This window comes from Chitinophaga niastensis (genome assembly GCF_003014755.1).
Lineage (GTDB): Bacteria > Bacteroidota > Bacteroidia > Chitinophagales > Chitinophagaceae > Chitinophaga > Chitinophaga niastensis.
Genome location: NZ_PYAW01000001.1, coordinates 2,010,477 through 2,024,652, shown reverse-complemented (window position 1 = coordinate 2,024,652; position 14,176 = coordinate 2,010,477). Strand labels below are relative to the sequence as shown.

11 protein-coding genes are annotated in these 14,176 nt (G+C 40.2%); 1 reads left to right on the top strand and 10 read right to left on the bottom strand.

Annotation, left to right across the window (positions count from 1 at the left end):
• Nucleotides 1-27 precede the first annotated feature (27 nt).
• The 7 genes from CLV51_RS08375 to CLV51_RS08345 all read right to left on the bottom strand — a co-directional run bounded on the left by CLV51_RS08375 (nucleotide 28) and on the right by CLV51_RS08345 (nucleotide 6,502).
• The gene (locus CLV51_RS08375; RefSeq protein WP_106527507.1) at nucleotides 28-546 is read right to left on the bottom strand and encodes a YceI family protein; all 519 of its coding nucleotides are present in this window, start codon (nucleotides 544-546) and stop codon (nucleotides 28-30) included.
• A gap of 407 nt (nucleotides 547-953) precedes the next feature.
• Entirely contained in the window at nucleotides 954-1,841 is an 888-nt protein-coding gene (locus CLV51_RS08370) for a dienelactone hydrolase family protein (RefSeq protein WP_106527506.1), read from the bottom strand.
• Between the two features lie 22 nt (nucleotides 1,842-1,863).
• Nucleotides 1,864-2,493, bottom strand: coding sequence for an NAD(P)H-dependent oxidoreductase (locus CLV51_RS08365; RefSeq protein ID WP_106527505.1), 630 nt, complete (start codon nucleotides 2,491-2,493; stop codon nucleotides 1,864-1,866).
• Nucleotides 2,494-2,746: 253 nt separating this feature from the next.
• Complete coding sequence (locus tag CLV51_RS08360; RefSeq protein ID WP_106527504.1) at nucleotides 2,747-3,196, bottom strand: DMT family transporter; 450 nt, start codon at nucleotides 3,194-3,196, stop codon at nucleotides 2,747-2,749.
• A gap of 35 nt (nucleotides 3,197-3,231) precedes the next feature.
• Nucleotides 3,232-3,849 (bottom strand): Crp/Fnr family transcriptional regulator, encoded by a 618-nt coding sequence (locus tag CLV51_RS08355; protein ID WP_106527503.1) that lies wholly within the window; start codon nucleotides 3,847-3,849, stop codon nucleotides 3,232-3,234.
• 196 nt (nucleotides 3,850-4,045) lie between these two features.
• Nucleotides 4,046-5,176 (bottom strand): M23 family metallopeptidase, encoded by a 1,131-nt coding sequence (locus tag CLV51_RS29760; protein WP_106527502.1) that lies wholly within the window; start codon nucleotides 5,174-5,176, stop codon nucleotides 4,046-4,048.
• Between the two features lie 150 nt (nucleotides 5,177-5,326).
• Complete coding sequence (locus tag CLV51_RS08345) at nucleotides 5,327-6,502, bottom strand: FAD-dependent monooxygenase (protein WP_106527501.1); 1,176 nt, start codon at nucleotides 6,500-6,502, stop codon at nucleotides 5,327-5,329.
• Between the two features lie 414 nt (nucleotides 6,503-6,916).
• Here CLV51_RS08345 and CLV51_RS08340 point away from each other — a divergent pair, with 414 nt between their 5' ends.
• On the top strand, nucleotides 6,917-9,943 hold the full coding sequence (locus tag CLV51_RS08340; protein ID WP_106527500.1) for a glycosyltransferase family 117 protein: 3,027 nt from the start codon (nucleotides 6,917-6,919) through the stop codon (nucleotides 9,941-9,943).
• Nucleotides 9,944-10,053: 110 nt separating this feature from the next.
• Here CLV51_RS08340 and CLV51_RS08335 read toward each other — a convergent pair whose 3' ends face one another.
• The 3 genes from CLV51_RS08335 to CLV51_RS08325 form a co-directional block, all read right to left on the bottom strand.
• Entirely contained in the window at nucleotides 10,054-10,527 is a 474-nt protein-coding gene (locus CLV51_RS08335; RefSeq protein ID WP_106527499.1) for a YybH family protein, read from the bottom strand.
• A gap of 89 nt (nucleotides 10,528-10,616) precedes the next feature.
• The gene (locus CLV51_RS08330) at nucleotides 10,617-11,417 is read right to left on the bottom strand and encodes a helix-turn-helix transcriptional regulator (RefSeq protein WP_106527498.1); all 801 of its coding nucleotides are present in this window, start codon (nucleotides 11,415-11,417) and stop codon (nucleotides 10,617-10,619) included.
• Nucleotides 11,418-11,485: 68 nt separating this feature from the next.
• Nucleotides 11,486-13,930: a TonB-dependent receptor gene (locus CLV51_RS08325; protein ID WP_106527497.1), complete on the bottom strand. Its 2,445-nt coding sequence runs from the start codon at nucleotides 13,928-13,930 to the stop codon at nucleotides 11,486-11,488.
• Between the last annotated feature and the right edge of the window lie 246 nt (nucleotides 13,931-14,176).

The window sequence follows — 14,176 nt, the reverse complement described above, 5'->3', positions numbered from 1 at the left end:
GACTTTATTTTTTATGCTAAAGACTGGTTATGCAGCTTTAGCGGTTACACTTACATTTAATTCAAAATCATTGTAGATAAGGGTATCGCCTAAATCCTTAAAAAAATTACCGGAGCGGAATTTTATTCCGTATTTGGTACGATCGATTACCAGTTTGCCGGTGGCAGTAAACAGATCGCCGTTTACATTGATGACTGCATCAAAGCCAACAGGATGTGTAATGCCTTTGATGGTCAGATCGCTTTCAACACGGTTGCCTGAAACTGAGGTGATCGCCAAAGTCGCTTCCGGATATTTTTCAATGGAGAAGAAATCATCAGAAGCGAGGTGACCGGCAAACTGCGCATTAGTTGCAGCGTCAGTAATATCCAGTATTTTGATGGAGGCCGTATCGATAATGAATTTACCGCCGGTAAGCTTACCGTCATTCAAAATGATTTCACCTTCTTTAATAGCAATGGTACCATTGTGTGCGCCGGTTACCTTTTTGCCCACCCAATCAATGTTGCTTTGGGTACTTACGATCTCAAATGTTTGATTTTTCATTCTTTTTGTTTTTGATTGTAACCCAAATTTCGAAAGTATTTTTCAGGTAGCTGTGTGACCTGCATCACAATTGAAATGAGCTGTGATGAATGTGATCCGGATCACTTCTCAGGCATGACGGGGTCTACCAGGTATTTCTCCTGAATAACCGGATTGTCTCCTGAAGTTCGGGAAGGAGTATTCCTGGCCATCTTCGCATTTATACAGGTGATTAAAACTGCGATGGCTATTTGGGTTGATGATGGCTTTTATGGATTATAGCCGGAGGTGTTTGCTTTGGAAGAACACCATTACAAACTTTTGAAGAAACATTACATTTGACAAAAAAAAGCAGCTGGATGGTCTCCCCCCTGCCGCTTAAAAATTTCATCCTGCTATCGGATCAAATCGGAACTTTTACATATTATTTACCCTAACTTTTTCGAAAAGAAATCAATGGTGCGTTTCCATGCCAATTCTGCTGCTGCTTTGTCATAACGTGGCGTGGTATCATTGTGAAAGCCGTGATTTGTACCCGGATAATGGTATACCGTGTATTCCTTATTATTATCTGTCAATGCTTTTTCATAAGCTTTCCAACCACTGTTGATACTGGCATCTATTTCAGCATAGTGCAATTGAAGCGCAGCTTTGATATTGGGAACTTCTTCCAAAGGTGCCTGACTTCCATAAAAAGGAACTGCGGCAACCAAATCGGGAACTCTTGCCGCCAGCATATTGGAAATCCAACCTCCGAAACAAAATCCTACTACGCCTACTTTTCCGTTACAATATTCATATTCTTTCAGGTATTCAAATGCTGCTATGAAGTCTTCCAGCATTTCGTTCGGATCCCTTTTGCTGTGCAAGGCTCGTCCGTCATCATCATTTCCGGGATAACCTCCTAAAGGACTTAATGCATCCGGAGCCAGGCTGACAAATCCTGCCAAAGCAGTACGTCTGGCCACATCTTCGATGTGCGGATTTAAACCCCTGTTTTCGTGTACCACCACTATTCCCGGTAATTTTTTTTGGTTGCCCCTGGGCATACACAATAGTGCTTTTATTGTACCGCCCCCTTTTGGAGATGGATAGCTGATACATTTTGTAACAATTCGCGGATCATCTGACTGAACCTGTATCGCATCTTTATAATCAGGCATTAAGAAAGCCATCAGTGATGCAACAGTCCACCCTTCGACAGCATAAACGGACAATTTCTCTGTAAATTCCTCCCTGCTTAACCGATTGTGTGCATAGTCGTTGTATAATTCAAAAACGGCTGGTTTAATATCTTCTTTATTAAGCTTGTTCATAACCATCTATTTTAAATTGTTTCTAAATTTCTTCAAATAGTAATTCGGTTGGTTTTCTTACTTTCAGATGATGCTGCGCTTTATCTTCGGCGCTTCTATAGCCGGTTGTAGCAATCACACAGGCGTTTAGTCCCTTTTCTTCCAGTCCTAATATGCTGTTGTAATGTTCCGGTTCAAAACCCTCCATCGGACATGCATCGATCTTTAAATCGGCACAGGCTGTCAATAAATTGCCAAGAGCAAGGTAGGTCTGGTTTTTCAACCAGTTGGTCTTTTGCTCCTGCGTTTTTTCTGCGATTTTTGCTTTCAGAAATGTTCCGTTAGCTGCTGCCTGGGCTATGTCCATATGTAGTATGCCGGATCTTGTGCGGATATATTCATCAATGTATTCATCTTTCACCGTTGAATAATTACAGAATACAAAAAGATGCGAACAATCTGTAATTTGATGCTGATGCCAGGAAAATGGCTTCAACACTTCTTTCAGTTCCTGGTTTGCAATAATGATCACTTTGTAAAGCTGTAGCCCGTATGGCGACGGGGTTAATTGAATACTTCTTTTTAAAAGATCAAGCTCTTTTCGGGAAACTTTTTGAGTCGTGTCAAACTTTTTAGTGGCATATCGCCATTCCATATTTTTAATGAAATCCATTTTGTTTCTTTATTTTAATTGATAGTTGGTCATTAGAAAATCTTCGGCAAATCCCATCTTCTTCCGCAAAACCTTGCGCTCTAAATTCCGGAATAATGCCTAATCCGTGTATTCCGATCAAGTCTTCCGTTTCGTGGATAATAGCTGCTCCTATTGCTTGTTTGTTTCTGTAGATAAGATAATATTGAATACCCCTTTGGGTCTTATCAACACTTTCAGATGAAGTTGTGTATGTTCTTTTGTTTGAAATTATTTACTTTGAACTGATTAAAATTATTCCTGTTACCATAGCTGCAATTCCGATTGTTTTTTTCAACGTGACGGGTTCAACAGGTAAGTTCAACCAACCGAAATGCCCTGCAATAGCAGAAAGTACAAGCTGTCCGCATAATCCTAAAGAAATCATTCTAGAAATTCCTAATTTAGGAATTGTAAAATAGTACAATGTGATTCCGGTTACGCTAAACAAGCCGCCTATAAACCAGAGATACCAGGGAATTTGTTTTGCGGTTTGAAGGTTGGGGAGCTCTTTCGAAAACAGCAAAACGAAAACAGCTGCAAATATAAAACTGCTGATTGACTGTGAAATGGAGGCAAGAATTGGCTTCTTAAGCAATGTGCCTAATTGCGCATTGAAACAAGCTTGTACAGCCAAACAAACACCTCCAAAAAAGGCTATTATGGAAACAAAATGTTGATTCATAGCGCAAAATTATCCCTAAGAATCTTCATTATTCTTTACATATGTTGATTAGGGTCCTTTTTCTTTAAATTTTTTCGGATTCGGCTTAATTGTGTGGGTGTAATGGCTAAATGCGATGCGATGTGTTGTAACGGAATTCTTTTATCTATATTCGGATATTCTGCCAAAAGTTTCTGATATCTTGTAGTTGCATTTTCCATTACCAAAGAAATTTCTCTTTGTTCTTTATCTATTATCCAGTTCTTTTCGAGATAAGCGATATAAAAACTTTTAAGTTCATCATTCTTATAGATGAGTTCTTTATATAAGCTATAATTCATCCTGATAATAGTGGTGTCTTCAATAGCTTGCAAGGTAAATTCAGATGGAGCTTTTAAAAGTGCTGAAACAGCAGATCCTGCAAACTGCCTTTCTAAAAAGATATTTTTATTATAGGTATTTCCTTCGTTATCTGTAAAAAAGGCTATCATAGCACCCTTACAGATGAAATTAATATGTTTGGAAACTTGTCCAATATTTAACAGTATCGTTCCTTTATCCAGCTTATGAAAGCTGATAATATTTTTAAACAGATGAAAAGCTTTATCCGAAATTGGATAATATTTCAGGATCTTTTCTTTAAACTCAACTAAATATTTCTCTTCTTCGGTCACCTTTTTGTTTTATTAATATTCAAAATCGAAAGCATCAGGAGGTATTATTATCCAACAAAGGATATATTCCGATTAATTACCCCCATTTATTTTATGTAGCCTTATTCAGGTTAACTATCAGTTACTCAATATACTTCCGTAGTAACGGTGACGGCTATACTAAGTTGTATAGCAATGATAAGATGTATTTAAAATCTTAAAAAACAATCACGCTGTTGGAAGCCGGGTGTTCCTTCCTTACTTCTTTTTCTCCGCCGTCCAGTGGCTGCCATGATTCCTTTCCGAAATTTTCCAGGTTTGGATATGCCCCCGATACTTTAAACTTTTCAAATACAAACGGTAACCCTTCTGCCCTTAACGGAGCGTTGGCATTTGCTACATGTAAATGAAGATGCGGGCCAGTAGACTGTCCCGTAAAACCAAGCCGCCCTATCACATCTCCTTTTTTAACCCGCTGACCAGGTTTCACGCTGATACTACCTGGTTGAAGATGTTCGTAAAATACATAAGCGTCTGCTGAAATTTTCAGGGAGATATAATTGCCGGTCGCCTGTTCTGCTGCATAAGCCGGCAGTCCGGATACCATTGCACTCTCCGGGAAGCTGTTATTCACGGAGCTGATGACCCCATCTGCAACGGCCAATACATCAGCGCCATAGCCAAACCAGTTTTTCACCGGATCGGGGTTACCTGCTGTGAAATTTGCATGGTTATCCAGCTTTACAAAATCAATAGCATAACGCCCCGGAATACGAGCCACTCCTTCTCTTGTAAAAATCATGCGCCGGTGTCCCCGTTCCCAGGAAGGATCATAAATAGCGGTCCATGGCCCTCCGACAAGTGGTGCCCCCAATACCAGCACCGGCTTGTTTTCCAAACGGGTAGCAGCACCATATACCCTGCATTCCGGGCTGGTGCTGTCGTTTGCATCCTTAAACATCAGCCGGTGTATAATTCCGCCTGGCATTTTATTGCCCGAGATAGTTGCTTCAATATATAACACAGCCACCCTGCCGGGAGGCAACACCGGATTGCCGACAGCGCCTGGCTTTGTGCCGGGCATATATAAACGCCTGGCTATTTCATCTCCCGAAATAAAATTAATACTTACCGTATCCTCTGCAGTCAATATTTCCAGCTGCATGAGCTGTAAAGGAAGCGCTGAAAAATTCGTCAGAAAGATTTCATAAAAGAGGGTGTGCTTTCCATTGATAATTCCGGGTGCAGGCGCATGCTCCACCCGCATTACAATAGCCGGTGCAGCGGCGGTTTGGGCCTGGCCGGCAAAACACGATAATAGCAGTATACAGAAAAGAAAAATACGCATATCAAAAGATAAGTAACTTATTGTAAATCTCCCTGATAACGCAACAAATGTTGTAAATTTATTACAGTTCTCCTTGTACCCTTCCAGCTTTTTTATAATGAAAAATCCCTGAGCAGATCACTATTTGTACTTGCCTGTTTGCTGCTATTTCTAATAATTTTCAGGTTTAACCGAGCGGGCAATTTTGGATGGAAGCTCAATCATCATATTCTTCCATGGGGAATAAGGAAGCACCTTCCACATTTGTTGACTAAACCAATGTTTGAGGCGTGTTGTTGGAACAAACCAATCTGCGCCGCCATCAGCCAGCTTCTGGCCCTCTTTTACAAATGGCCGCATCATATCTTCATAGCGGGAAAAGGCTACTGCGTAATCACCATTTGCTTTCTTTAATTCACCAGCGAGGATATAGGCTCCTACCACCGCCATGCTAGTACCCATTCCTGATAAAGGCGAGGCGCAATGTGCCGCATCTCCAATCAGCGCAATACGCCCTGTTGACCAGCGATCCATCTTAATCTGGCTAATAGCGTCAAAATAAAAATCCGGTGCGCTATCCATTAGTTCTAATAACTGTGGCACCTGCCATTGCTCATGCGTGAATCTGTAACGAAGGATTTGTTGCTGTTGCGCTATATCCCGACGGTCATATTGCAAGGGTTCCGAGGCAAAATAGAAAGATGCTCTTGCTTCCGTACTTTGTCGCGCGCCAAAAAAACCTACCCGTTTACCTGGTGTGCTATAAAACAAGCCATTCATGCCTACATTCATGAAGTTCGGTGTGGTGAATATGGCAATATACAAACCAAAGTCATGACAGAATTTTGCTTCATCACCAAAGGCTATTTTTCTTACGTTTGAATGTAATCCGTCTGCCCCAATCACCAAATCGAAGTGTCGGGCCGGATGGTGTTCAAAAGTTACTTCAACGCCATCCATATTTTGCACCAATGAAATAATACTATCATCAAATATATATTCAACATCTTGTTTTGTGGCATCATAAAATACATTCACCAGGTCGCCACGCATAATTTCCAGCTCGCCGCTGGTAAAGCCTTCAGGCATACTGGCCACCTTTTTATTGTTCTTATCTACAATGGTAATTGTACCTGTGCGTGTTTCGTATTTTCGTATCTCATCAAGAAGTCCCATCTTCACCAACACCTCCATCGCAGCACCCCGAAAGTCAACAGCATAGCCTCCCGGACGAATTCCCGGTGCACGTTCAATAATTGTAGTTTGAAAGCCATAGCGGTTTAGCCAGAATGCCAATGCAGGGCCTGCAACACTGGCTCCGGAAATTAAAATAGTTTTTGTTTTCATAACTGTTTTTATAAGTTATTATCTCTTTTGAATAATGATCCAAAACTAAATTGAATCTAAAATTTCAGCAATCGCCAATAAGGTCAACTACGTAAATAGATCGGTAAATGAAGGACTTGGGCCGGTAAACAACGGGGGGCTTTAATTTTATCATGTAGAAGTTAATCGCCCGTGGCCTTCTCCCAGGCGAATTATCAAAAATAAAACCTATAGTCTCCAATTATGAACTAATATGTTACATTCATCCCTACAAACCTGGCAGATAAATCCGGTGAGGACATTGCCTCACAGATCCTTCATGAAACAATGCAATGATGGTGGTTGTAGATGACCGCAAATTTTAACACCTTATTTCAGGAATGTCTTCTAATTTTATAATCATCACTTCCTTTCATAAAAATAAACTTCTCTTGAATGAGCAGCTTTAAGAAAATGAATAGCATAGCAGGCTGGATAATTTGCGCCATTGCCTGCACAATGTATATCCTCACCCGGGAAGCCACGGTTAGTTTTTGGGACTGCGGAGAATTTATTCCCTGTGCATATAAGCTTCAGATCTCACATCCGCCGGGTGCCCCGTTATTTATTATGTTAGGCAGATTGTTCATTATATTCTTCGCAGGCAGCTGGGATGCAGTGGGGCCTAACGCCCATGCAGCACAGCAGGTGAATCTGTTGTCTTCCATCAGCAGCGGGTTTACCATCATGTTCCTGTTTTGGACTATTACACATCTGGGCCGTCGCCTGTTGCAAAAGAAAGAGGAAGTGCTACCCCTGGAAAAATCACTGGCCATTATCGCTGCAGGTGCAGTAGGTGCACTGGCATTCACGTTTTCTGACTCCTTCTGGTTTTCTGCAGTGGAAGGTATCGTGTTTGGTGTTTCTCCTCTCTTCATTGCAATGGTTTTCTGGGCTATTCTTAAATGGGAAGAACAGGCGGATGAACCATACTCCGATCGCTGGATCTTGCTGATTGCCTATCTGATAGGATTATCTATCGGGGTACACTTGTTAAGTCTGCTCAGCATCCCGGCTATTGTAATGACCTATTACTTCCGCCGCTACCGCTATTCACGCAAAGGTGCTTTGCTGGCCTTTTTGCTGGCATGTGCGTTAACCGGTATTGTACAGATATTAGTAATACAGGACACTGTAAAAATAATAGGCTGGTTTGACCGCTGGTTCGTAAACGATTTGAATCTGTCATTTAATTCCGGTGCTGTTTTCGCTATTTTGTTACTAGCATTACTGATTGGTATAGGGATATACCAGGCACAAAAAAGGAAACGGTACTTTCTTCAGCTGGGATTATGGTGCTTTACTTTTATCCTGATAGGATATTCTTCTTATTTCATGATCCTGATACGCGCCAATGCCAATCCTCCCATCAATATGCAGCAGGTAAACAACCCGATTGAGCTGGTGGCTTACCTGGATCGTTCCCAGTATGGTACATGGCCCATTTTACATGGCCCGGATTTTACAGCCAAACCTGTTGGCAGCAAAGAAAAAGGAGATATTTATTATAAAGATGAAAAAACAGGGAAGTATGATGTAGTAGGAAAAAAATTCGATTATGAATATAATCCTGACGATATTCACCTGTTTACACGCGCATGGGACAATGACAATTCCCTGGGGCATATAGATTATTACCAGTCATGGCTTGGCCTGGGTAAAGAGGAGAAGCCCTCTTTCGGCGATCATATGAAATGGCTGGTGGGATATCAGTTTAACTGGATGTACTTCCGTTATTTTATGTGGAATTTTGCAGGCCGGCAGAATGATTTGCAGGGCCTTGGCAATGCCCGTGATGGTAACTGGATATCGGGTATTCCTTTCATTGATAATTGGCGGCTGGGTAATCAGCATCTGTTACCGGATACGCTTAAAGAGAATAAAGCGCACAACACCCTGTTCATGCTACCATTGCTGCTTGGTATACTGGGTATGGTTTATCAGTGGAAACGCGACCGCCATAACATGATAGTAATGTTCCTGCTTTATTTCTTTACAGGTATCGCCATCATATTATATCTTAATCAATACGGCCCGCAACCGCGGGAAAGGGATTATTCTTATGTCGGATCTTTCTATACATTTTCCATCTGGATAGGATTAGGCGTATTATATGTATATGAATGGATAAAAAGGAAACTGCCTGGTAAAATGGCTGCTCTCACTGCCGGATTGGTATGCCTGCTGGCAGTGCCGGTGTTGATGGCTTCACAGGAATGGGATGATCATGACCGTTCCATGAAAACACTGGCAAGGGATGCTGCTGCAGATTACCTGAATTCCTGCGCGCCCAATGCCATCCTCTTCACCGGTGGCGACAACGATACCTATCCGCTCTGGTATGCACAGGAAGTGGAAAATATCCGTCCTGATATACGCGTGAGCGTTACCAGCCTGCTGGGCACCGATTGGGCTATTAATCAGTTACAGCGGAAAATAAATAAAAGCGATCCGTTGCCTTTTAGCTGGACACCGGATAAATACCTGGGCGATAACCGTAACTACATTCCTTTTTATAATCCCGGTAATATTCCGCAAGACCGTTATTTCAATCTCAATGAAATAATGGCTTTCATGGGAGACGACAATAATAAACAACAGACGCAAGGAGGAAGCAGTGTTAATTACTTCCCCACACATCAGTTCTTCCTGCCGGTGAATAAGGAAGCTGTGATAAAGAATGGTACGGTGGCGCCGAAAGATAGCAGCCACTTTGCATCACAGGTGAACTTTACGATAACTGGTAATGCGCTGTTCAAAAATGACCTGGCAGAACTGAATATTATTGCTGCCAACAACTGGAAGCGACCAGTTTATTTTACACATCCTTTCGCTTTAGGGTTAAATAATTATGTACGACAAGAAGGCCTGACCTATCGTTTGGTGCCTGTTAAAAAAGAAGCAAATGAAGACCTTGGCAGCAGCGTGAATACAGATGTTATGTATAATAACCTGATGACGAAATTCCGTTTTGGCGGTGCCGAACATCCAGGTACTTATTTCGACGAAAACGGCAGGAGGATATTGTTAGGCATCCGTAAAACCTTTTCTACATTGGGTATTGCACTGGCAAACGAAGGCAAAAAAGACTCTGCGATTAAGGTCCTCGATTACGGCTACAAAATGTTGCCCACAGCCACTTTGCCTTATGGGATGACTTCCGGCGAAGGTAATAGCATGCATAATATTACTTCCATGGAATATGCATATGCTTATTATCTGAGCGGCAACATAGCCAGGGGCAACGCTATCGCGGATGAAGTGATACGCGACTGTAACCAGCAGCTGAATTATTATAATGCCTTACCACCCAATCTGAAGGATGCCTTTTTACAGGACCAGCAATCAGGTACCGCCATTATTACCCGTTTACAACAAATGAAAACAGCATTTTCAGATGCTGCTCAGTTGAAACTTAAATAACGGCTGCCATTATTTTAATATACATTTTCGTATAGTTGTAAGCGTTACATATACGCCTACAACTATACGAAAGGGTAAACTGACATATTTATAAAAAGCGTCGAACTAAATTATTTAGGGCGCCAGTTGCTGCTAAACGAATCTCTATACATCTTCCATCCTTTTGCTGTTTTTTTCCATAAAACCAAATACTTTGCCTCATCAATTAAAGTACCGTTCTTATCAAATACCTGCCCCCACCCTACTTCCGTCACAAATTCAATTCCATCTCCATATATTTCGGTAGTCACGAGCTTTCCGCTCCTCGCGCCGGCATTGTACCCTGCTCTGAAAAAATTTGCTATACCCTCTCTCCCGCACGCCATAGGACTATTCGGCGCCATAAGACATGCATCGTCAGTATAACAGTTAATAAAAATAGAAGAATCATTTTTAAAAAATGACTGATGAAAAACAGCGTTACTTGCAGCAATATCTTTTTTGGCTTCTTCTAAATTTGATTTTGATTGGGCGTGGCTGTGGCTAAGGTGAAAAAGGGAAATTACTGTTAAGGTGATTGCGATAAAGCTTTTTTTTGTTCTCATTTTTTGTTTCTTTAACTGTTACGAATTGCGTTAATTGAAACAAAAATAGTGCTGTCGCAGAAGTTAAAATAGTAAATTTCGGAACTCCATTAAGTTTTTGCGATTGCTTTGGCGTTTAAATATGCCAGTGGTGTTTCTCCAGAAAGTAACTTAAACTCCTTGATAAAATGTGATTGGTCAAAATATCCACAGCTATACGCAATGGATGTTAATGATTCTTTTTTGTTATCAAGAAAGCTAAGGCTGTGGTGAAAACGATTTATTCTCAGAAAGCTTTTTGGTGTTAATCCGGTGTGTTGCAAAAATAGTTTTTGAAGATACCGATTTGAGATTCCATACTTTTTTGCAATAAAATCCACATTGTCACTATAGTTATTGGCTGCCAGACTTCTGGTAATATCACCAACCAAGTTAATCTGGTCAAACCTTCTTTCGGGGCATGATAACCGGTTCAGCAAAAAATATTCGATGAGCGCAATTTTCTTTTTTAATTCTTTTGTTTCCATCAATTGTTCATACAATGTTTTAGTGGATGTATGCAGTAAGCCTGTCAGGTCGGATATCTGATCATTGAACTCTTCCATGCGCTCTTTTAAAAAATACGCTGCCGCATGGGCATAAAACCTTATTCCTAACATGGTAAGTTTCCCTTTAGACTTGATTGCCAGCGGCCTGGTCAATTGTCCCAGGTAATCAATAGGTGGGGTTAGATTGAATCGCTCCTCTTTTTCAGAATGCAGGTATACATCGCTTAAATTAAATATCAATTCGGGGTATCCACCTGGCAATACTTTTGATTCATATTCAATAACCTCATCAGACTCTATAATAAAAAAGCATTTTACATACTGCCTTAAATACTCCTGTGGTGTTATTTCTTCGTATTTCATGTGTATATGGATCTTCTATAAAAATATAACTTTATTGAATACCTTATTTCCTGCAAACGATCTTCTCCTTAGTTCTTAATATTAAATGGAATAATCAACTTAATACTAAAATTCCTTCCCATGCTATAAACGCCCATCCTGCCGGTTACATTATTCGTATCACCATATTTAACGCGGCTCATATTGCTTTGGTAAGCAACATCAGCCAGGTTATTGCCCGATATATAAATAGAACAAATGGCTTTATTATTTGAATAAATATCTGTGCCAATGCCCGCATTAATTAAAGTGTATCCGGGTGTTACTGTTTCATTGCCAAATTTGTAATAAATTTTGTCCTGCTTAAAATAATTTTCCATTCCTATCCTGAAAAAAGCATTTTGAAAAACACCATTTATTTTTTTGCAACTGAACCTAAGCGTTGATAATAGCTTTTGTGGTGGTGTGTATGGCAGATATTTGGTAGAATCTCCCTGGTTTTGCAGAATGGCATGTATCAACGAAAAACTATTTTCAAAACTCAGCCATGTAACAACCTGCGGGTGAATATTACAGGTTAATTCTCCACCGGAAATCACCGCATCACCTGATACATATTTGAATGTAGAACCGGCAGGCAGACCTGAGGCGAAATCCTGCCGCAATGAATCACCGCCAAAAACACTTGCGAGTTTTACCGGGAAAATGTAATTATTTATTTTATTAACAAAAGTATTCAGCTCTGCTGAAAAGTCTTCCGTATTTATACCAATGGAAGCATCTACCTGAAAACTGCTTTCTGCTTTTAAATTTGGATCCCCTATTTCATAAAATGGTGTACCGTCATGAATTCCATCAGAACCACTTTCAGCAATAGTAGGCGCCCGGAACCCCCTCGAAAAATTCAGCTTACCATATACATTTTCTGTAACATCATAAGTAGCACCGAGGCTCCCGGATACACCAGAGAAATTGGATTGATGAGCAGTAAACCTGTTAATGGACTTAGCATTCGGGCTATTTAACCTTACTGCATTGGAATCGATATATAAATCTTTTGTTTGAAGGTTACGTGAATCAAACCGGAGGCCACCACTGATAGTAAGTCTGCCCATCGTTTTTTTAGCTATAGAAAAAACACCAATATCAAATAAATTGTATTCCGGCACCAGAAAAACAATACCACGATCTTCGGATGACTGTCCCATGCCATTTACACCAAAGGACCATGATAATTTATTTTTTTCCCGCATAATATACTGTGCATCATAATTGATAGTACGCAAAAAGAAATAATTATTGTATATATCGCCCCTGGTAATATCATTTGCTTCCTGACGGTAGTTTTGTTGTAAGCCTAATTTTACTGTCAACCGCCCCTCACCCAATATGAAATTATTATCCAGCACAGCTTTATAATGCCGCACATGCTGATGAATAATGGGATAATTATTGTATTTGGTATAATCGCCGACAGGTGCGATACCTAAACTATCTGCATCATTTGCGTCCAGAAAATGTTTGGTAAAAGAACCAGTAGCGCTGTCTCTTGCCCCTTCAATGATACCTAATTTCAAATCAAACACGCTTAACCGAAGGTGAGAATAGCCCCATTTTTTGTTAAGGCCTATAATAGCTTTAAAATCATTTTCTCCGTAACCTGAATTCCAGACATAACCATCATATTTGTTTGCATAATCATGCGCTTGTTTCTTTGTATATCTAAAATCCCAGATAAAACCATTTTGATTACCAGCCAAATTAAAAGAGCCTGCATACAAGCCATTGTTGGTTTGATAATTCGCTAAAATACTTCCTTTAATTTTTCCTTCGGGAAGGGGTGCAGGCGCCAGGAAATTTATTACGCCGGCCATTGCATCTGAACCATAGCTAAGGCTGGACGGGCCTTTTAAAATCTCCACGCGGTTTACCGTATATTCATCTATTTCAATTCCAAATTCATCACCCCATTGCTGGCCTTCCTGCCGTACCCCATCATTAACAACCACCACACGGTTATAACCTAAACCGCGTATCACGGGTTTAGAGATAGCAGGACCTTCTGTTATTTGTGATACGCCTGGTGCAGTTTGTAACGCATCTATAATATTACCGGACACATTTTGTAACAGGTTTTTTTGTGTAAGGATGGTGCTGGGGACAGGGTTTTTTCGCCATTCTGTAGCAGATGATACACCTGTTAAAATAATTTCCTGTAGCTCAGCCTGGGAAATGGTGAGCGAATAATTTTTTTGCGTTTTCCCTTTGATAGATATATTATCAATCTGGCGGGCATAACCAATGATGCTTGTTTCTATCAAAAAAAATCCGGAAGGAATATTTTTGATAGCATAAGACCCCTTTACATCGGAAACAGCGCCCGTTTCCAAATCGGGGATATAAATAAAAACACCTGGTAAAGCCATTCCACTCTTAGCGTCTTTTATTATTCCACTCAGTTCATTTTGTGCTTGTATAATGGCAGGTAACAATAAGAGCATAACAAGATATGCGAATGAATACATCTTTTTCATAGGGATAAAATTTGGTTGTTTTCACGCCATGTAGCGTTAAAAAAAAATAAAGTAAATTGACAGGTGACTGTGGCAGTTCATTGTTCACAATTTGGGATTCATGGTGATATGCTAAAAAAGCTATAGGAAAATACAACTTTTTTTATTTTAATCATTAAAATAAAAAATAACCTGACATTATTCTTAAAAGGCAAAAAAGTATTAAAAATAAGTTAATATTATATTTGAAAATACATTACCTATTTA